This window comes from Mesobacillus subterraneus (genome assembly GCF_023715485.1).
Taxonomy (GTDB): domain Bacteria; phylum Bacillota; class Bacilli; order Bacillales; family Cytobacillaceae; genus Mesobacillus; species Mesobacillus subterraneus_B.
In genome coordinates this window covers 425238-444935 of record NZ_JAMBOF010000001.1, presented here as the reverse complement: position 1 = coordinate 444935, position 19698 = coordinate 425238, and the positions used below count along the sequence as shown (strand labels likewise).

General features: G+C 42.9%; 20 protein-coding genes and 1 riboswitch. Of the genes, 5 read left to right on the top strand and 15 right to left on the bottom strand.

Features of this window, described 5'->3' with window-relative positions; translation table 11 throughout:
* The first annotated feature begins 106 nt into the window (after nucleotides 1–106).
* A complete protein-coding gene (locus M3204_RS02220; RefSeq protein WP_251477908.1) occupies nucleotides 107–1339 on the top strand; it encodes an MFS transporter in 1233 nt (410 codons plus the stop codon).
* 81 nt (nucleotides 1340–1420) lie between these two features.
* Nucleotides 1421–1618, top strand: coding sequence for a hypothetical protein (locus M3204_RS02215; protein ID WP_251477905.1), 198 nt, complete (start codon nucleotides 1421–1423; stop codon nucleotides 1616–1618).
* A gap of 103 nt (nucleotides 1619–1721) precedes the next feature.
* Here M3204_RS02215 and M3204_RS02210 read toward each other — a convergent pair whose 3' ends face one another.
* A complete protein-coding gene (locus M3204_RS02210; RefSeq protein ID WP_251477902.1) occupies nucleotides 1722–2249 on the bottom strand; it encodes a hemerythrin domain-containing protein in 528 nt (175 codons plus the stop codon).
* 217 nt (nucleotides 2250–2466) lie between these two features.
* Between M3204_RS02210 and M3204_RS02205 the strand changes: the two genes are divergently transcribed.
* The gene (locus M3204_RS02205; RefSeq protein ID WP_251477899.1) at nucleotides 2467–2802 is read left to right on the top strand and encodes a hypothetical protein; all 336 of its coding nucleotides are present in this window, start codon (nucleotides 2467–2469) and stop codon (nucleotides 2800–2802) included.
* A 301-nt stretch (nucleotides 2803–3103) separates the two neighbouring features.
* On the opposite strand, the gene M3204_RS02200 is transcribed toward M3204_RS02205, so the two are convergent.
* Genes M3204_RS02200 through M3204_RS02185 form a run of 4 tightly spaced genes read right to left on the bottom strand, consistent with a single transcriptional unit; the run spans nucleotide 3104 to nucleotide 6556 of the window.
* Nucleotides 3104–3388 carry a ferredoxin family protein gene (locus M3204_RS02200; protein ID WP_023615122.1) on the bottom strand — a complete coding sequence of 95 codons (285 nt, stop codon included), beginning with the start codon at nucleotides 3386–3388 and terminating at the stop codon, nucleotides 3104–3106.
* Entirely contained in the window at nucleotides 3388–4683 is a 1296-nt protein-coding gene (locus tag M3204_RS02195) for an FAD-dependent oxidoreductase (protein ID WP_251477896.1), read from the bottom strand. The genes M3204_RS02200 and M3204_RS02195 overlap by 1 nt, the downstream gene beginning before the upstream one ends.
* Complete coding sequence (locus M3204_RS02190) at nucleotides 4676–5701, bottom strand: electron transfer flavoprotein subunit alpha/FixB family protein (protein WP_251477893.1); 1026 nt, start codon at nucleotides 5699–5701, stop codon at nucleotides 4676–4678. Before M3204_RS02190 ends, M3204_RS02195 begins: the two co-directional genes overlap by 8 nt.
* Nucleotides 5702–5728: 27 nt before the next feature.
* Entirely contained in the window at nucleotides 5729–6556 is an 828-nt protein-coding gene (locus M3204_RS02185; protein ID WP_251477890.1) for an electron transfer flavoprotein subunit beta/FixA family protein, read from the bottom strand.
* 399 nt (nucleotides 6557–6955) lie between these two features.
* Between M3204_RS02185 and M3204_RS02180 the strand changes: the two genes are divergently transcribed.
* Nucleotides 6956–7690 (top strand): ZIP family metal transporter, encoded by a 735-nt coding sequence (locus M3204_RS02180; protein WP_251477886.1) that lies wholly within the window; start codon nucleotides 6956–6958, stop codon nucleotides 7688–7690.
* A gap of 57 nt (nucleotides 7691–7747) precedes the next feature.
* On the opposite strand, the gene M3204_RS02175 is transcribed toward M3204_RS02180, so the two are convergent.
* The 6 genes from M3204_RS02175 to M3204_RS02150 form a co-directional block, all read right to left on the bottom strand.
* Nucleotides 7748–7993: a Spo0E family sporulation regulatory protein-aspartic acid phosphatase gene (locus M3204_RS02175; RefSeq protein WP_251477883.1), complete on the bottom strand. Its 246-nt coding sequence runs from the start codon at nucleotides 7991–7993 to the stop codon at nucleotides 7748–7750.
* A gap of 180 nt (nucleotides 7994–8173) precedes the next feature.
* Complete coding sequence (locus M3204_RS02170) at nucleotides 8174–8707, bottom strand: 1,2-dihydroxy-3-keto-5-methylthiopentene dioxygenase (protein WP_251477880.1); 534 nt, start codon at nucleotides 8705–8707, stop codon at nucleotides 8174–8176.
* A gap of 112 nt (nucleotides 8708–8819) precedes the next feature.
* Entirely contained in the window at nucleotides 8820–9455 is a 636-nt protein-coding gene (locus M3204_RS02165) for a methylthioribulose 1-phosphate dehydratase (RefSeq protein ID WP_251477877.1), read from the bottom strand.
* Nucleotides 9452–10114, bottom strand: coding sequence for a 2-hydroxy-3-keto-5-methylthiopentenyl-1-phosphate phosphatase (locus tag M3204_RS02160; protein ID WP_251477874.1), 663 nt, complete (start codon nucleotides 10112–10114; stop codon nucleotides 9452–9454). Before M3204_RS02160 ends, M3204_RS02165 begins: the two co-directional genes overlap by 4 nt.
* On the bottom strand, nucleotides 10111–11334 hold the full coding sequence (gene mtnW, locus M3204_RS02155) for a 2,3-diketo-5-methylthiopentyl-1-phosphate enolase (protein WP_251477871.1): 1224 nt from the start codon (nucleotides 11332–11334) through the stop codon (nucleotides 10111–10113). Before mtnW ends, M3204_RS02160 begins: the two co-directional genes overlap by 4 nt.
* Nucleotides 11335–11429: 95 nt before the next feature.
* Nucleotides 11430–11537, bottom strand: a riboswitch (SAM riboswitch).
* A 61-nt stretch (nucleotides 11538–11598) separates the two neighbouring features.
* The gene (locus tag M3204_RS02150) at nucleotides 11599–12792 is read right to left on the bottom strand and encodes a pyridoxal phosphate-dependent aminotransferase (RefSeq protein ID WP_251477868.1); all 1194 of its coding nucleotides are present in this window, start codon (nucleotides 12790–12792) and stop codon (nucleotides 11599–11601) included.
* Between the two features lie 127 nt (nucleotides 12793–12919).
* Here M3204_RS02150 and M3204_RS02145 point away from each other — a divergent pair, with 127 nt between their 5' ends.
* A complete protein-coding gene (locus M3204_RS02145; RefSeq protein WP_251477865.1) occupies nucleotides 12920–13702 on the top strand; it encodes a carbon-nitrogen family hydrolase in 783 nt (260 codons plus the stop codon).
* A gap of 72 nt (nucleotides 13703–13774) precedes the next feature.
* On the opposite strand, the gene M3204_RS02140 is transcribed toward M3204_RS02145, so the two are convergent.
* The 4 genes from M3204_RS02140 to M3204_RS02125 all read right to left on the bottom strand — a co-directional run bounded on the left by M3204_RS02140 (nucleotide 13775) and on the right by M3204_RS02125 (nucleotide 19638).
* Nucleotides 13775–14359, bottom strand: coding sequence for a metalloregulator ArsR/SmtB family transcription factor (locus M3204_RS02140; RefSeq protein WP_251477862.1), 585 nt, complete (start codon nucleotides 14357–14359; stop codon nucleotides 13775–13777).
* Between the two features lie 192 nt (nucleotides 14360–14551).
* Nucleotides 14552–16132 carry a PAS domain-containing sensor histidine kinase gene (locus tag M3204_RS02135; RefSeq protein ID WP_251477859.1) on the bottom strand — a complete coding sequence of 527 codons (1581 nt, stop codon included), beginning with the start codon at nucleotides 16130–16132 and terminating at the stop codon, nucleotides 14552–14554.
* Between the two features lie 198 nt (nucleotides 16133–16330).
* The gene (locus M3204_RS02130) at nucleotides 16331–18625 is read right to left on the bottom strand and encodes a thiamine pyrophosphate-dependent enzyme (RefSeq protein WP_251477856.1); all 2295 of its coding nucleotides are present in this window, start codon (nucleotides 18623–18625) and stop codon (nucleotides 16331–16333) included.
* Nucleotides 18625–19638, bottom strand: coding sequence for a 2-oxoacid:acceptor oxidoreductase family protein (locus M3204_RS02125; protein WP_251477852.1), 1014 nt, complete (start codon nucleotides 19636–19638; stop codon nucleotides 18625–18627). The genes M3204_RS02130 and M3204_RS02125 overlap by 1 nt, the downstream gene beginning before the upstream one ends.
* Nucleotides 19639–19698: the final 60 nt, after the last annotated feature.

Sequence of the window (19698 nt, the reverse complement as noted above, 5' to 3'; positions counted from 1 at the left end):
AAATATATTACACAAAATATTTCATTAGAAAAGCTATTTTTATCTCGTGACTTTTTTTGTAAAATGATATGTAGGAAAACGAAATAAATTTTAGAAGGAGATATACATGAATCAATCTGCAGCCGCTGTTAAACTCAAGCCACAGAAACAGAACGAGACAGCGTATAAAATACTTTTTATTATTGGATTGGTCCACTTACTAAATGATTCAATCCAATCCGTCATTCCCGCAATGTTCCCAATTCTTGAGAAATCGATGGGACTCTCATTTACACAGCTTGGAATGATTGGATTTTCCCTTAATATTGTTTCATCCGTCCTGCAGCCAGTGATCGGCATGGCTACCGACAAGAAGCCAATGCCGTATGCCCTTCCGCTCGGCTTGAGTTCAACCATGTTTGGGGTCCTTGGGCTGGCTTTTGCTCCTAGTTTTGAGTTTGTTATTCTATCAGTTTTATTTATAGGCTTAGGCTCCGCCGTTTTCCATCCTGAGGGTTCAAGGGTTGCTTATATGGCAGCCGGGCCACGCAGAGGACTTGCACAATCGATTTATCAGGTTGGCGGTAACTCAGGACAGGCACTTGCCCCGCTCATTACAGCACTTATCCTTGTGCCTCTCGGTCAAATCGGCGCCGCATGGTTTACTCTCGTAGCTGCGATCGCGGTTGCATTGCTTGTTTATATTGCTTCATGGTATACAAAGAAACTGGATTTTGAAAAATTAGCATCAAAGGCAAAGCAAACTAGCAATGAAATAAACAAAGGAATTTCGAAAGATATTAAGGTTGCCCTTGTTCTGATTTTATTTTTAATCTTTGCCCGGTCTTGGTACATATCGGGAATGACAAATTTTTATGCATTTTACGCAATCGATCAATATGGCCTTTCAATTAAAGAGTCACAGATGTTCCTGTTTGCTTTCCTGGTTGCTGGTGCATTCGGCACTTTCTTTGGTGGCCCGCTTGCAGACCGTTTTGGGAAGAAAAACATCATTTTCCTATCGATGATTGCCGCGGCACCATTGTCTGCAATTATACCTTTCGTTCCATCCGCCGCAGCTTTTATCCTCTTGACAGTGAGTGGATTTATATTAATGTCTAGTTTCTCAGTCACAGTTGTTTATGCACAGGAACTAGTACCGGGAAAAATCGGGACCATGGCAGGCCTGACAGTTGGCCTCGCATTTGGAATGGGTGCGATTGGCTCAGTCGGTCTCGGCTATTTAGCTGACTTGATCGGTTTGCATATGATGATTATCTGTGTAGGCTTCCTGCCGTTGTTAGGCTTGCTCACAATGTATCTTCCATCCGATGAAAAGCTGGCAGAATGGAACAATTAAAATTTTCCATTTGCTGAATTATGTTTAAGCATGATCCTCTTAAGGAAAAATGTAATGAGCATAACAGGAAGGGAGATCAACATGTCAAAGTTTAAGATTAACTATTTTTTCGAAAAAGATTTTTCAGTATCACGGCCGATTGAGGTGGAAGACATTTCTGCAGCAATCCAGGATGCCAAGGATAATGAGGGTATGATTGAATTCACTGGAGAAGATCATGTTTTTCACAGATTCGATACAAAAGACATTAAACTAGTTACCATTACTGAAAATGAATAAGAATAATAAAAGGGTGAAGCGATCGAAAGCTTCACCCTTTTTGATTAAGTTATTTATGCGATAGCTGTTCTCGCATTGATTTTTACTTTACGAAAAGATCCTATTAGATTAATTTGATTCGCGCAGCGAGCTCCTGCTTCTCTTCCTGTGAAAGCAAATTTTCAGCCATCGGGAAAAGGATGCTTTCTTCTTTTGCAAAATGGCTGACCAGCGTGTAGTTGGCATTTTTAACCAGCTGGGCATTCTCTATCATTTTTTCCACTGAAAAACCTTCCGTACCATTCCTTGTATTGTGAAGAAATGTTCCGATGAATCTTTTCGCCTGGTCATGTTCGTATTCCATGACAGCAATCGGCCCCATTTCCCTTCCAATATAAGCTGCCATCATTTCGAACAGGACTCCCTCCTCACGATCCGAGTGAGGTTCAAGTTCAGCTAAAAAGTCTACAACAGCTGGTCTGAGCTTTGAAAAGTTCTCCTCCATTTCCACTCCGTCTTCGATTTTCAAAGAAATCTCCAAGAGGTGTGCAAGAACATCCAACAGCGGCGGATGTTCATTTTTCAATTGCTGCAGCCCTTCACTTAAAACAAATGTTGAATCCTGATTTATTCCGCTCATGCAGCCAGTCATCTCGATCGGCCTCCTATATGCTTTTGATACTTTCATTATAGGATTGAAGATTTAATCAAGTTGTGATGGGCATCACAACTACGAATTTTTCGGAAAAATGTGAAGAAAAAATGACACTTCGTTAAAATTTCTAAAAATTTTAACAATTCGCCTTCAAATTTCTTATATCCTTACATATAATGAAGTTATACATTAATGTAAAAGGAGTGAGTTTTCATTGCAAAACGAAATATACCGCGATTTTTATGAGAAAGCCTTGATTCCCGCTGGTTCTAGTGACTCGAAGGCATTCATGGATATTCAGCCTGATTTGCTTCATACCCATTTACTGATCGGACTCCAAGGGCACCAAGAACATGGCAAGGAATATTACCACTGGAACGTAACCATTTATAAATCCGATTCAGTTGGAAGCTATGATGCTTGCAAACCAATTTACGCTTCTTCCTTGTATGATAAGTTTGATGATGCTGTTGAGGCTGCAAGGAATATAGAAAAAGAAATTCGAAACGACCAGCTTCATACAGTGCGCCAGCAAGAAAAAATCAGCTAACCCCCTCAGCAATCCCCTCTCACTTAGCTTCTCTCTTTTTGAACCCATTTGTGAATTAACTTACATATAATGAATATAGGAATTTCTAATCAAATTTTAAATTTATGATAAAAAAAATACATCCACGTTATCTGATTTCCTCGCTTCTTTCTCCAACTTATACGGTCACATAAGCTCCTTTTATCTTACCTTTGCCTTCCTTCTTCCTGTTCTACGGCACTTATATAAGCAAATACAAGGCGTAAATTCAAAATAAAAACTGGCGGACAAGTATTTTGTCCGCCAGTTTCTTTCCGCTATATTACGCAAGCCTGAACACGATTCCGTGGCCGCCTTTTGGATATTCCCACTTAATATTCTGGTAGGGGCAGCCGATTCTGCAGCTTCCGCATTCGTGACAGCCTTCATAGCCCACCTGCATTCGTTTTCCTTCCCATTTATAGACTTCTGCGGGGCAAAACACGGTACAGAGTTTGTCAGGGCACTGAGTCATGCAGACGTCATGGTCCAGTACAGTCAGATGCGATTTTGTGTCACACTTAAACCTTAAAAGAAATTGTTTTTCCTCGATGTTTGTCGTTGACATTATTTCACCGCCTTCCAGGCACGATAGATGTCTTGCATTACCTTAAAGGTTCCTTTTTCAGCAGTCACGCTGCGCATGATTTCTTTTTGTTTCTCTCTTTTCGGCGTTCCGTCTACTGTAAAGAATTTGCTCATTGCCTGGTTCATCATGGGGACGTAGTCCTTGAAGTATTGTGGATACTTCTCGAAGGTGTGCGCCGCATCCTTATACTTTTCAAGGTCTTTAATGATGAAGCTTCCATATAATGCTTCTTTATAGCGATTTAAGCTGCTTTCGCTGAAGTTTCCTTCTTTTTTCGCTTCAAAGATTGCCTCTGCGGCCATTTTGCCTGATGCCATCGCCATGTTCGAGCCTTCGCGGTGGATTGCGTTAACGAGCTGGGCTGCGTCCCCGACAACAAGCACTCCATTACCGGCAACGCGCGGTACAGAATGGTAACCGCCTTCTGGAATCAAGTGGGCAAGGTACTCAGCTGATTCGCCACCTTCAATATATGGACGAACCATCGGATGTTTTTTCAAATAATCGAGCAATTCATATGGCTTCAGCTTCGCTTTGATCATGCTGGAAAGCGTGGTTCCTACCCCGATATTCAAACTATCTTTGTTGGTATACAGGAATGCGGTTCCGAGGTTGCCTTGCGTTGAATCCCCGAAAATTTCGATCGTTGTTCCATGGTTCCCTTCGAGATTGAATCGGTCGTTGATTTTTTCCTTAGGAAGGTTGATTACTTCCATTACAGTCAGCGCAACTTCATCGGGACGGAATTCCCTGTGGAAGCCAAGCTGTTTGGATAGCAATGAGTTAACGCCATCAGCAAGTACAACAACATCAGCGAACGCCTCTCCGTCTGGGCGGTCAGTGCGAACGCCAACGACTTTGCCATTCTCAACGATGCATTCTGTGACAACAGTTTCATTAATCAACAACGCGCCTGCCTCGACGGCTTTCTGTGCGAACCACTGGTCAAATTGCGCGCGCAGCACCGTGAAATTATTATATGGTTCAACAGCCCATTCAAGACCTTTATAGCCAAACTGGACAACAGACTCTTTGTCCATCATCCAGAAGCGCTGTTCGACTACTGGCCTTTCAAGTGGAGCTTCCTTCCAGAATTCAGGAATAATTTCTTCCATTTGTTTGCGGTAAAGGACACCACCCATTACATTCTTGCTGCCTGGATACTCTCCACGCTCGATCAATAAAACCTTGAGCCCGCTTTTGGCGCAGCTGTATGCACATGAGGTTCCGGCAGGGCCGGCTCCTACGACGATTACATCAAATTTTTCAGGCATAGCTCATTTCCCCGCCCTTCTCTTTGCTGAGCTCTTTAAACTGCTGGATTAGCTTCGGAACGATTTCCATCGCATCGCCAACGATGCCATAAGTGGCTACGTCGAAAATCGGTGCGTTTGGATCTTTGTTGATAGCGATGATCAGCTCAGAGTTCTTCATTCCTTCAACATGCTGAATTGCACCGGATATTCCAATAGCAAAGTAGATTTTAGGTGTGACTGTCTCCCCTGTCTGGCCGATTTGCTGCTCATGCTTAAGCCACCCTGCCTCCACGACATCACGCGTGCCTCCAACACTGGCTCCGATTACATCGGCTAAGTCATGAATTACCTGGAAGCCCTGGAGATCGCCAAGACCTTTTCCGCCGGCGACAATGACATGTGCTTCTGCAAGGCTCGCTTTTTTTGTTACGTCCTTCACAATTTTGATCACTTTTGTGCGCATATCTTCTTCACGCAGATCTAATTCTTCTTCGATAATGATACCCTTGCGGCCATTATCAGTTTCTAGCGCCTTCATTACTTTCGGGCGGACCGTCGCCATTTGCGGCCTGTGCTTTTTACAAAGGATTGTTGCCATGATATTTCCGCCAAACGCCGGACGGCTTGCCTCGAGCAGCCTTTTTTCGACGTCAACATCCAGCATTGTCGTATCCGCTGTCAGGCCAGTGCTTAAATCTGTTGCAACCGCGCTCGCCAAGTCCTTTCCGTTTGGTGTTGCCCCATATAGAAAAATTTCAGGCTTATACTTTTCAGCCAGCGTACAAACGCCTTTCATATAAGACTCCGTCCGATAATTTTTCAGGACTGGATGGTCAACGACATATACCTGATCTGCTCCTGCATAAATTACTTCGTTCGCTATCGGTAATACACCTTCACCAAGCATAACACCTGAGAGAGGCACCTCTAGCTTATCTGCCAGCTTCCTGCCAGCGCCCAGCAATTCCAGTGATACACCTTCGATTTTTCCTTCGTTCACTTCAATGAATACCCAGACTCCCTGGTTTTCTTCCATCCTGCTATTCCCCCTTTAAAATCGGAATCAAGAGTTGGCTGCTTTTATTTTAAATAAGTCTTTTCTTTCCATTAAAACTTCCATCAGCTGTTCGACCTGGGAATCTGCGTCGCCTTCAATTCTCTTTCCGCCTTCAAGCTTTGGAGGAGAAAACATTTTTCCGACAATTGTCGGGGATCCTTTCAATCCAAGCTGGGTTTTATCGACATCTTCCAGGTCATTAACGGACCAGACCACAGGCTCGTAACGTGCAGCATTGATCATATTAGGCAGTGGCGCATACTCGATGTCGTTGATTTCCTTCTCTACTGTCAATAAGCATGGCAGCTGAGACTGAATCACTTCATAACCGTTGATTTGCTTGCGCTTAATATGAACATACTTTTCTTCCTTATTAAACTCTGAAACTTCGATTACATTTGTAATAGGCGGAATGTCAAGCCTGCGCGCGATACCAGGTCCTACTTGCCCCGTGTCTCCGTCAATCGCATGTTTTCCGCAAATGACGAGGTCTATCGGATTTTCTTTCGAGATTTTTTCAAGCGCCTTGGATAGCGCATAGCTCGTTGCCAGTGTATCCGCTCCGGCAAATGCTCTGTCAGAGATTAAGTATCCCTGATCTGCTCCTATTTCAACACTCTTTTTAATGACCGCAACTGCCTGCGGCGGGCCCATAGATAGTACCGAAATGGTACCTCCTGACTTATTCCTGATTTTGACGGCTTCCTGTACAGCATGGGCATCATATGGATTCAGGATCGCTGGTGCGCTCCGCCGGTCCAGGGTGTTCGTCTTAGGATTGATTTTGATGATTTTTGTATCGGGCACTTGCTTGACACAAACGACAATGTGCATATTCTCTTTTCCCCTCCTTAAAATGAAAAACTATTAATTTGAAAGCGGTTTCTTTTAAGTAAAAAATAAAATGCTATGTAGTACGATATATGAATCGCCTTACAAGCATAGTACCAACAATTGAAAAAGTGGAAAGCAAAAGGTGCAGTTTGAGAAACAAAAACGTGGGAATTCAAAAATCTTCATGAACATAATTTAGCCCATTGTATAAAATGGTAATACGTTGCGATGACATGGTGGGGTGTATTAGCAATATGATGATAAAAACCTATCTATGTTAAAAATATATAAAATGCACGATTAAAAATATGATAAAAATCACACAAAGCAATTTTCTCGTGAATTTTTGAGCAAATTGTTAAATCTGGCTAATTAGCCTGGAAAGGAGTTGGCTGTAAATTGAGTTCCGTTTTGATTGGAAGTTCACTCTCCGCCCTTTCTACTGGCTTGGGAGCGTTAATCATTTTATTCATGCACCGGTCGGTAACTCATAGATGGAGAGATTCTTTGCTCGCTTTTACCGCGGGCATCATGATGGCTGCTTCCACTATGGGACTGATTCCAGAAGCATTGAAGATTGGAGGATTTCCTGAACTGGCTTTCGGGGTATTCTTCGGAGTGCTGATCTTAACGGTGATGGAAAATAATATTCCACACATTGATCTGCAGCATTCAAACAAACAAATACAGTTTGACGAAAAAGCAATGCTGATCATTGCCGCAATCACACTTCACAATATACCGGAAGGATTGTCTGTAGGGGTAAGCTATGCTTCTACCCAGGGAAATGAAACCGGGAATCTCATCGCATTTGCCATTGGCCTGCAAAATGCACCAGAAGGATTCCTCGTGGCATTGTTTCTGATTAACCAACAAATCAATAAATTTAAAGCATTCATCATCGCCACTCTAACAGGTGTGATTGAAATCATTACTTCCCTGCTTGGCTATTTCTCGACCTCCTATGTAAAATTCCTCGTACCATTTGGTTTATCCTTTGCCGCTGGGGCAATGCTTTTCATTATCTATAAGGAACTGATTCCTGAAAGTCATGGAGACGGCAATGAAAGGTCTTCAACATATTCCTTCATAGTGGGCCTATTATTCATGATTCTGCTGATTGAAACATTTTAGCCACTGCCGGATATGGGCAGTGGCTAATTTCCTCCAATATTCAGCAATTGAATATAATCAGGCATGTGCAAGCACATATTGTTTCTTTGTCAGCAGGATAATTTGTCTAAAAAGAATCTTGGCTCTTTGTCGCTGCAATTCACTTTCCTTACAGTAACTTTGATATTCATAAATAAGGCGGTCGAGCTCCTGGCTGCGGCGAATCGTTTCTTCGCTTGTATATCCAGTTTCCCGCGCAGCAGCTACCATTAATCCCCTTACGCGATCAATTTCCTTCAACAAAGCAATTTGCGATTGATACACTTCTAAAACTCCTCTACTACTTTACTTCCTTAAATGAATAAAAGATTACTTGAAGAATTATTGCAAATGCTTGTATCAATGTAAATAGATTCGCAAAATAAGACAATTTTCACTGCTGAAATTTTTTTCTTCGACAAAGTTCACCATATCTCCATGCTTACATAAGTACTTGTAAATTGATTACTGGCTTACCGTTTCATTCTCGTAAATAGGCACCCAGCCTTCAGTTGTAACGAAAATCCTTACCGCAACCACCTGGCGGTCATCTTGCAGCGTGAAGTAATGACGAGTATTTTCAGGGACGGAAATCAAATCGCCCGGATCAAGGAAGACTTCAAAGAATTCTCCTTCCTTACCCTGGATCACGAATACACCATGGCCACTGACAATGAACCTTACTTCATCATCAGTATGGTGATGCTCCTGCTTGAAGTTCGCCAGCAGCTGGTCAAGATTTGGTGTATTATCGGACAGCGAGATAACGTCTTTTGCTTTGTAGCCTCTGCGGGAAGAAATGTCCTCGATTTCAACTTGAAATGCTTCAAGGATCTGCTGTTTTTCTTCATCGGATAACAGAAATTTTTCCTGAAGATTAGCTGGAAGCTTTTTAATATCCCATTTTTCGTAAATTACTTCTTGATCATTCAAAAATGCTTCTACCTGCTGTTCTTCAACAATTCTTTCCTGTGAATTTTGCTTTACGATAAATGCCATGTTTGATCTCTCCCTTGTTTATTTATTGAGTAAGCCTTGTAATGCCAGTTGATTTCGGCTCCAATCAACATAGTGCCGAAACCAGCATAAAGATTTTAAACTACCCTTTTAGTTAAACAACCTTGAATAATTGGAATGGTTTGTGCTCGAGGAGCCTTAACTGATATCGGAATAAAAATTCTGTGGCTTCCAATATTTTTTTAGCTTCAAAAGCGTTCCTGCCCCAGACGGTGATGCCATGGTTTCTGATCAGGACTGCTCCGGTATCTCCTTTTACATGCTCAGAAAAAGCCTTTGCTAATGTCGGGATGTGTGCATAATTCGGAATAATGGGAATTTTAAGGACAGCATCTTCTTCCCATTTATCGAATGCCTTGATTAATTCCTGTCCCTGGAACTGTACCTCACCCCTGTCACCATAGACTTCAGAAATGACATTATTATCAATTGTGTGGACATGGAGACTGCAGCCGGAGTTTGTCTTTCTGTACACCTCAACATGGAGCAACGTTTCTGCAGACGGCTTCAAATGCGTTTCTTCAACAGGACGGCCGAATTGGTCGACTAGCAAAAAGTCTTCATCCGTTCGCTTCCGCTTATCCTTTCCGCTGGCCGTTACCAGGAATTGCACCGGGTCGTTATTAACTTTGATCGCAAGGTTGCCGCTGGTGCCCATAAACCAGTCACGCTCTGCAAGTTCTGATTTCACATCAGCAAGTTCTTCCCACTTCGTTTCTACACTGCTCATCCTCTCACCCCTGTCTTAGTTTTAAGAGCTTCAATACAATCATAGAAAGTTTCAAATGGTGTATGTGGAATAGCCCATTCTTCACATTTAATTTTCAGGTAATCTCTTGCGAATACATAATCTGCTTGTTTTGCGGCTTCTAGGTCGGTCACTGAATCGCCGATGACGATTTTATAAGTATCGCTTTGTACAAGCTTTCTCATGATGGAAGGCTTGCAACAGCCGCAATCATTAGAACATTGATCATCACAGCTGTTCGGCCATTCGATTTTTATAGTGGTTTGTGAAAAATCAGATCCATTGCAGTACACTCCTGCAAATGGACCAAATTTGTTTATAATTGGTTCAAGAAAAAAATCGATCCCTCCGCTGACAATATAAACAGGAATTCCTTCCTCCTTCGTGAAATCCAGGAATTCTTGAAAACCGGAGCGGATTCTTGCATGATCTAACGCAAATTCAATAATCTCTTCTTTCAAGCTTACCGGCAGCAGGGAAAACATTTTGCCAACACCTTCCCTGATGGAAATGCTTCTGTTGAGCACGCCTTCCTTCAGCTCTTCCCAGCCTTCTGGTGCGAATCGATTCATGATTGCGATGATATTATCCTTTTCGGTTACCGTACCATCAAAATCGCAGAAAATCACTGGATTGTTCACTTGGCCACCGCCTCAGCTGAACCCCATAGATTAATAGCTGTCTTTAACTCTTCATGCTCTAAAGCTCCTTCTTCAAGAGATTTCCCTTGAAGAACTGTGTCTATGGCCTGCCTGAAAGCCTTGCCGCCGCCCTGAGCTCCACCAGGATGTCCGTGCACACCGCCTCCGGCATTAATAATTGAATCTACTCCAAAATCTTTAACAAGCAGCGGGACCATACCTGGATGGATGCCGGCAGATGGAACCGGGAATGACTTTTGGAAAAGGTCCTCGGCTGTCAGTGCTTCAGCGATTGATAGTGCCTGCTGCTTTTCCAATGCGACACTTCCATATGGCGAAGGGAACAGTGAGAAATCTGCCCCTGCATAGCGAACGAGTTTTCCAAGAAGCAGAGAATGTGAAAATCCATAATCATCAGCCGATGTCAAAGCACCGCTTACAGCAGGGTGTGCCATGATTGGAATGCTGATCTCATCATCTTCCCTAAGTTCCTGAAGCACATCCAAACCGTATGCAAATACATTGAACAGCAACGCATCGGCTCCCAATTCTGCTGCTTTTCTTGCTTTATCTCTAAGCTGTGTGGTCCTCCCCGTCAGATTCGCTGCATATAAGGTTCTGTGGCCAGTAGTTTCATAGACCTCATCCAAAATCTGATTCCCAAGAGCGATTCTCTTCTCAAAAGGAGTGAGTTTATTTTCAAACAGGATTTCATCATCCTTAATCAAGTCAACTCCTCCAAGGCTTTGCTCTTTTAGCTGCTTTAACAAGAATTCCATGTCTCGGCCGATTACGCCTTTGAAAATGCTCATCAATAATGGCCGATTATGAACACCTAGTTTATTTCGGATTCCTTCAATTCCGAAGCGCGGACCCGGAAAATCTTTCTTCAGTTCATCACTAAATTGAAGGTCCACAAGTTTTACCTTGCCATCCAGCGAAAGCTTCCCGAATACCGTTGTAAGGATTGCAGGCAAATCCGCTGAAAAGTTCAGGGCAGGATAGGCTATTTTAATTGTCGCGACTGTTTCTGCATTGCTGTCAAGGCCAGTGCCTTCGACTGAAACGACTCTTCCTTTATGCTTTTTAAGCTGTCTTTGATCCAATTCCGGCAAATCCGTCCAGGAACCAACTGTCAACCCAAGGGCGATTCCCTCCGCCTTTTTCTCCGGGTTATGTTTTGCATCATGGACAATATAAGTTGCTGTAATTTCACTCATGAAGTTCAATCCTTTCCAAACAATAATGATCCCCGTTTAATGGGGCATAAAAAAAACCTCTTCGAAAAGAAGAGGTTAGATAGCAAACTAACATCTCCTTATCTATCAGCTTTCGCTGCAAGAATTAGCACCGTGCCCAGCATAATGCTGGGTCGGTTGCCGGGCTTCATCGGGCTCGTCCCTCCGCCTGCTCTTGATAAGAAAATAATTTAATTAAGTTATTTAATTGGTTAAAGTAATTTATTAATTAGGATTATGTCAGGTTCATAAAACATTGTCAATATCTTTTTTGAAAATTCCTAAGCTTTCAATTCTACTGACAGCTTCTCGCAATCTCTTCTCCGAAGTAAGCAAGCCAACCCGGACATAGCCTTCTCCGCAATCGCCAAACCCAATTCCGGGAGCAACAGCGATGTGTGCCTTATCCAATAAAAAATCGGCAAATCCAATGGAGGAAAATGGTTCAGGCACTTTTAGCCAGGCAAAAAAGGAGCCTTTTGGAGCAGTAACATTCCAGCCGATATTTGTCAGGCCATCAATAAGCACGTTCCTTCTGGATTCATATAAATCATTCAGTTCAGCCACGCATTCCTGTGGTCCAAGCAAGGCTTCAGCCGCTGCTTCCTGTACTGCACCAAATAAACTGACATACATATGGTCCTGAAGCAAATTAATCGCGGCAATCACACTTTTGTTCCCTGCTGCAAAGCCAACACGCCAGCCGGCCATGTTATAGGTTTTTGAAAGTGTGTAGATTTCAATGCCAACATCCTTGGCGCCTTCAGACTGCAAAAAGCTGTATGGGCGCTTCCCATCAAAACCAATTGCACCATAGGCAAAATCATGTACGACACAAATTTCATTTTTTCTTGCCAATTGGATTGTCTCATCAAAAAAATCTTTGCCCGCTACAGCACCTGTCGGATTGTTTGGGTAATTGAGAAACATGAGCTTAGCTTCGGTTAATTCTTCTGCACTTAGCTCGGAAAAATCAGGCAAGAACCTGTTTTCTTCCCTCAGTGGCATCGTCACCATTTTTGCTCTTGCCATTTCAACGCCAGACCAATAATCGGGATATCCAGGGTCTGGGACAAGAATCGTTTCTCCTGGATTCAGCAGGCATTGAGGAATTTCAACCAGACCAGCCTTCCCGCCAAAAAGAATCGCGATTTCCTCTTCAGGATCGAGCTGAACTCCGTATTCTCTTTTATAAAATTCTGCCGCCGCTTCTTTTAATGAACGCAGTCCCCGGAATGGTGAATACTTATGATTAAGCGGGTTCTCTGCAGCAACTTTTAACTTTTCGACAATATGCTCCGGTGTCGGCTGATCCGGATTCCCTTGCCCAAGATTAATTACATCCGCCCCTTGCTCAGTATAAGCGCCTACTTTTTGCACAAGAGAAGCAAAGAATTGCTTGGGCAGACTTTTCAATAATTCTGATTGTGGAAACTCCATTTTTTCACCTGCTTATAAAACTTAAGATTATTTGAAAATTTTAATTTGAAATTCTAGTCACAAATGATATAACGTAAATAGTAACTTGTAAAGAGTTAATTTTCAGAAAGTATGGCGGTGATTCTAGATGAAATATAAAATAGCATGCTTGCAAATGGACATTACTTTTGGGAATGCGGCTCAAAACTATGAAGCAGCCAGCACCCTGATTGAGAAAGCAAGCTCAGTAACCCCTGATATTATTGTCCTCCCGGAACTGTGGACCACGGGTTATGATTTAAAAAATCTTAAAGATAAAGCTGATGAAGAGGCGCAGGAAGCCTCTGCATTCCTAAAAGAAACAGCCATCAAGCAAAAAGTCCATATTGTCGGGGGCTCTGTTGCCAACAAAACAGAATCGGGCATCGAAAATACAATGCTGGTATTCGATAAGAATGGGGAGCAGACTGGAAAATACAGCAAACTCCATCTGTTCCAGCTGATGGATGAACACTTATATCTTGCTGCTGGAAAGGAAAAAGGTCTCTTTTCTCTCGACAGCCAAAAATTTGCCGGACTAATCTGCTATGATATTCGTTTCCCTGAATGGGTCCGTGCACATGCCCTTCAGGACGTTGAAGCAATGTTCGTCGTAGCTGAATGGCCGATCCAGCGTCTTGAGCACTGGCGCGCGCTGCTCATTGCACGTGCGATTGAGAACCAATGCTATGTGATTGCCTGCAACCGTTCAGGCTCAGACCCCAACAACACCTTCGCCGGACATTCCATGGTGATTGGTCCGTGGGGAGACGTGATTGCTGAAGCAGGCGAAGGCCAGGAAATCCTTTTCGCGGAAATTGACCTTGATCAGGTCAAGGATGCCAGAAGCAAGATTCCGATATTTGCAGACCGCCGGCCAGAACTGTATTAAAGCTCTTCGCTAAAAAAACACAAAAAACCGTTCAGGTACCTGAGCGGTTTTTTGTGATAATAATTCAATTAATCATTCCGGTTTTGCCCACATTTCTTCGGGATTCAATTCGTAAATTCCATTTTCACGATACATGTAATGGTTGATGATGAATTCTCTTCTGATTGTCGCATAGTCTTCATGAAACTTCTTAATATATTCGTTCAGTTCCTTTTCAGGATACTTTTTCCCCGCTGTTAATCCGCGGACGATATATTCGAAAACCATCAGTTTTTTCTTCCGCTGAGCCGGGATATTCTTCAATTTACCATCTTTTGTGATAAAATTTTCGATAACTTTTTGCCTCTCCATATTTTGTCCGATCATCGCTTCCACCTCGCCTTCTTTTTTCTCAATCAATCGGCTCAGGGTCTTTGCCTGCTGCTTAATCACCGATTCATTCAGGTGAAAATAAATCGTATTTTTATCTCTGCGTTCGTAAATCACATTGGTTTCCCGAAGTTTTTTAATATGGTGAGTAATAGTTGGCGGAGTAAGTCCCAGCTTTCCTGCGATCGCCTGGCCGTGAAGCGGGCCATTTGCCAGCAAAGCCACAATTCTTATCCTCGTCGGATCCCCCATCGTTTTATGAAAAGCGACAATTCTGTCCAGTTGCATACATTCACCTCCATCGATTTAACATACATCTAATTAGTTATATATCTAATATACTTTATTTTCCTTTGTTTTAAAAGTCCATATTTAATTTTTTTTGAATTTAGTCTGCACCTTCAAGTGCTCACTGAGGTGGATAATGGGCCTAAATGCATAATTTCATGATATGTGAAAAAGCCTGATTGATTAATTCAATCAGACTTCTCCATTTTTGATTGGAAGATAAACATGAAAGGTCGTACCGTGCCCAATTTTACTTTCTACTTCAATTGTTCCCCCGTGCTCTTCAATGATTTTAAAGCTGACCATCAAACCCAGGCCTGTTCCTCTTTCCTTGGTTGTGTAAAATGGCTCTCCTAGCTTTTTCAATTTTTCCGGAGGGATCCCTTCCCCTTCATCCTTGATGGAAATATGTATCCTGTTGTGGGGATCCTGACTGATTGTGACGGTAACATAACCACCTTTTGGCATAACTTCAATTCCATTTTTTATAATATTGATAAAGACCTTTTTTAATTGATTAGGTTCACATAGCAGTTCTGGTAAACCATCGGCATAATAGGTATTAAATTGCACATCATGAAGCACTGCCTGGGCGGTGAGCAGGTCAACGGTCTCCTTCATGATTTTTGAAATATCTGTGTGGATATACTTTATTGCCTGAGGCTTGGCAAGGATCAGGAACTCATTGATAATGGAGTCAATTCGCTGGAGTTCCGTGGTTATGACCTGAAAATATAATGAGTACGCATCCCCCGTACTGCTTTCGAGCAGCTGGATAAATCCTTTTAGCGCAGTCATTGGGTTGCGAATTTCATGGGCGATCCCGGCAGCGAGCTCTCCGATTATATTCAAAGTATCCGATTTTCGCAGCTGTGCCTCCATTTCAACTTTTTCCGTTATATTCCTGAAAACGATGAGGTTCAAATTGTCTACTAAATGCTGTTTTACCGTATATTCGAAATGCTTCGTCCTTCCGTCTTCAAAAGGGACTGTAATCCTGCCGTCCAATCTTCCGTTGCGAAGAAGTGCTTCCTTTTTTTCATCAATTAATTCCTCTTTAATCCCCAGGTCGAGGAATACCTTCCGGAAGTTCCTCTCCCTCAGGTCTTTAGGCTTCAATTCCAATTTTGCCATTCCTGATGGGTTAATTTCATAGTTATGGCAATCATCATCCCAAAGGATCATTCCCTCAATGGATCCCTCGAAAATTTTCCTGAACCTTTCCTCGCTTTTCCGCAGCTCCTTCTCCATACGATGACGTTCACTGACATCACGTACGATCGTCATATGGTAGCCTGCGCCCGCATTAAGCTTTACAGTAAACTCAAGCAGTTTCTTCTTGCCATTCGGCAGCAAAAAGATGGTCTCCTCGCGAAGCGCACCTTTTTCACTGATTATTTGTTTCATGGCACTATATTTCTCATCTTTTTGGTAAATGAAATCAGAGATTTTGTATTGTAGCAAGTCTTCAAGAGTAACTCCTAATATCTTACAGGTCGCATCATTGGCAGCAAAGATTTTTCCACACTTACCCCAAAAAACGATTCCATCAAGGGTTTCGAGAAACAAATTCTTTAGAAGCCCCTCATTCTCTATGAATCTTTTTTCAAACTCATTGTCAGGGCCAGCAGCAGGTTCCACTGGAAGAAAGCAATCAGAAGCCCCTGGCTGATTGTTAGCGATCATCTCTTTTAAAGAGGAATTTTCACGTTCTAAAGCGGCTATTTTCTCTTTGAGTGCCCCTAGTTCGTCTACGTTGTTAGCACTATTCACCAGAAAGCCTCCTTGTCGGATTCCCATTTTTCTAGTACTTTCTACATTAATGGAGAAAATCCCTTTAAAACAGAGGTATTTTCCTGAAACTTTCCGCTAGCTATAAGTGATAGTTTTGCAGTTTGACACAAAAATTTAAATATTATTTCAAGTTTCACAGAAAAAGAAGCCAGATTACCTGGCTTCTCGGTTGTGGTCTTACAGGTATTCACTTTCATGCTTTGCTTTTAGACGCTGCCATCTTCTTTCGACTTCTTTTTCAAATTCAGCAAGCATATCCTTATTTTCTTCTTTTAGCAAATGCTTGGTCTTACCCATGAATTTCAGCCATTCTGCTAAAGGAATTTTTTTATTCTTTGCTTCTGGATCGTACGTGATGTTCGTGATGCCTTCTTCAACTTCATAAAGCGGGAAGAAGTTTGAATTAACTGCCGCTTCGACAATTGTCTGGCCATAGCGGTCATCAGACTTCCAGTTAAGCGGGCAAGTAATCAGCAGCTTGCCATATACGGTACCGACGTTTTGCGCATACCATTGTGCCTTTGCTGCCTTTTTGACAAGGTCCTGCGGGAACGCTTCTGTTCCTGTGAATACATAAGGAATATTCGTAGAAGCCATGATCTGGGCTGTATCCTTATGGTGGAAAGCCTTACCCTGTTGCGCTTTGCCCACATTCGAAGTACTGGTCATATGACCAAATGGAGTGGAATATGAAAGCTGGGAGCCTGTGTTCATATAACCCTCGTTATCATACTCCAGCATGATCAGTTTGTGGCCGCGAAGTGCAGTACCTATTGCTGATCCCATACCGATATCCATGCCGCCGTCTCCTGTTACCATAACGAATGTCGCATCTGCAGAAATTTCTATTTCACCTCTGCGCTTCAGTTCAAGGAAGGCTTCAAGCGTTCCTGATAATGTTGCGGCGCCGTTCTGGAACAGATTGTGGATCGTTGTCTGCTTATGAGATGTGTGTGGATACGCTGTTGTTACCACATAAGCGCAGCCTGTCTGGAACAGGATAACCAGGTCCCCTTCAATGCCTTTAAAGAATAATTCAAGGCCGCCGAAAATGCCGCAGCCCGGACAAGCACCATGGCCAGATGCAATACGCTTCGGCTTAGAAGTCAATGCCCGCAGCGGCGGGATTTTGACATTCAGTTTATTTTTTTCTTCATCACGAGTTACTTGGATAAGTCCTGATTTGTAAATATCTCCCTGCTGAGGCTCAATGACCTGCTTTAACGTTTTTTCAGGATCACCAGCTACATGGCCATAGTAATCGAATGGCTTCTCTGCATAGCCTTCTTCCATTGCTTTAATCGCCAAAGCGAAAAATGCTTCTGCGTCATCTGCATAGAAGTCCTTTCCGCCAAGCCCAAATACCCTGCTCTGGACGATCGTCGCATTATTTTTGTCATCCTGAAGCACTGACTTAATTTCATGCGTCAGATTTGGACCATGTCCGCCGTAAGAGTCAGCGCGCTCACCCACAAGCAGTGACTTGACATTTGCGAGAGCTTCCCTGATTTCCTGTGCAGGGAATGGACGAATAATGTTAGGGCTGATGATACCAGCCTTAATTCCTTTTTCGCGAAGACGATCGACGACATCCTTTGCAGACTCGGCAGCCGAATTCAATAAGAACAGTGCTACCTCTGCATCCTCCATTTTGTAAAGATCAAGAATATCATAGCTTCGCCCCGATAGTTTTGCATATTCAGCCGCCACTTCTTTATAAACATCCTTCGCTTTATACATCGCTTCAGATTGCTGGAAGTGGTTGTTGATCAAGTCATCGCCATTCATATGCGCCCCGATTGTCAACGGCTTCTTAGGATCCCTTGCGAAATTATATTCAGTTGGAGCTTCCCCAACAAACTTCTGGACTACTGCTCTATCCTTGAAGAAATTGACCTTACGCTTTTGGTGGGATGTGAAGAACCCATCATAAGCCACCATGACCGGAAGGCGGACATCAGAATGCTCAGCAATCTTCAGTGCCATAATATTCATATCGTAAACCGCCTGAGGTGTCCTGGCTGTTAAAATCACCCATCCCGTATTCAAGGCGAAATACAAGTCTGAATGATCGCCGCGGATATCAAGAGGTCCGCTGATGGATCTGGTTACAAGGTTCATGACCATCGGATATCGTGTTCCTGATTGAACAGGCAGCTGTTCAAGCATATACATCAAGCCGTTCGCACTCGTAGCATTGAACACGCGCGCACCTGTTGCAGCCGCCCCGTAACAGATACCAGCTGAGCCATGTTCTCCATCGGCTGGGATCAGCTTGATATCATGCTCTCCTCTTGATTTCATCAGATCCAAATACTGGGCGATTTCAGTGGAAGGGGTGATAGGAAAATAGCCCATGATATGGTAGTTTATCTGTGCTGCAGCCATTGCAGCCATTTCATTTCCTGATTCAAAGGTCGTGACCTGCTCGGCTGCACTCATTGTTTTTAAGTTTTCTTCTAAAATGGACATCAAGAAACCCCTCCAGTCACATAAGGATAGTTATGTTTCACTCTGTTTTCGTCAGCGTAGCCAATCATTTCCCTTAGCTCGCTTAATGCCGTAGTCGGGCAAGCTTCGACACACTTAAGGCAGCCCTTGCAATATTGATAATCGATTCCTTTGAGGAACATTTGCTTTCTGCCTCGTTTGTCTTCTCCTTCTTCCCACACAAAGCAATAGTCTGGACATGCAGTGTCACATGCAGCACAGTTAATGCATTCCTCCTGGACAAATTTAGGCAGGAATCCCTGTCTGGAACCGCTTAAATCTTTTAGGATACTATTTGCCTGAGCGGTGATGACTCCGCCTATTTCCTGTGTTTCATATCCGAGCATAGGTGCAGGACGTTTGAATTCCTTGCCTTGCGCTCCTTCTTCCATTGCGTATGTCTTGAATTGAACTTCATTGTATCCTCGCTCAAAGGTCCTTATATTCGGTTCTACGAAATGAGGATATTTCTTTTCGAATGTTTTGCGGATAACGTTTTTCATCGCTTCAGGATCAAGGAAGTCAACGATGCGATATAAAGCTCCCAGCATCGCTGTATTTACTTTCGTTTTTTCTTCCACTGCGATTGAAAGTGCATCCACAATCGCAAGTGTCCCATATTCAAGGTGCAGATCCTTTTTGATATCATCGAAATCCCTCGTTGAATTTACGAGCAGGATTCCATCTGGTCTAAGACCGCTTACAACATCCACCATTTTATAAAGTGCCTCATGGAAAACACCAACAACATGCGGCTCTTCTATCGGGCTGTGGACCCTGATTTCAGTTTCAGGCTCGCAAAAACGCACGAAGCTTTTAACAGGCGAGCCTTTTTTCTCTGATCCATATGAAGAAAAGTTCGAGCCGTTCAAGCCTAGTCCAAGCACTCCTGCTTCGGCAAGCATTTTTCCAGCAAGGTTCGCACCTAGCCCTCCAATTGATTCAAGTCTTATCTCATAAAATCCCAATTCATTCTTTTTCGGTAAGATAGACATATTCTCCCTCCCCATTTTGGTTGCTAAGGTAATTGAATATCAACATTCCCCACTTATAAT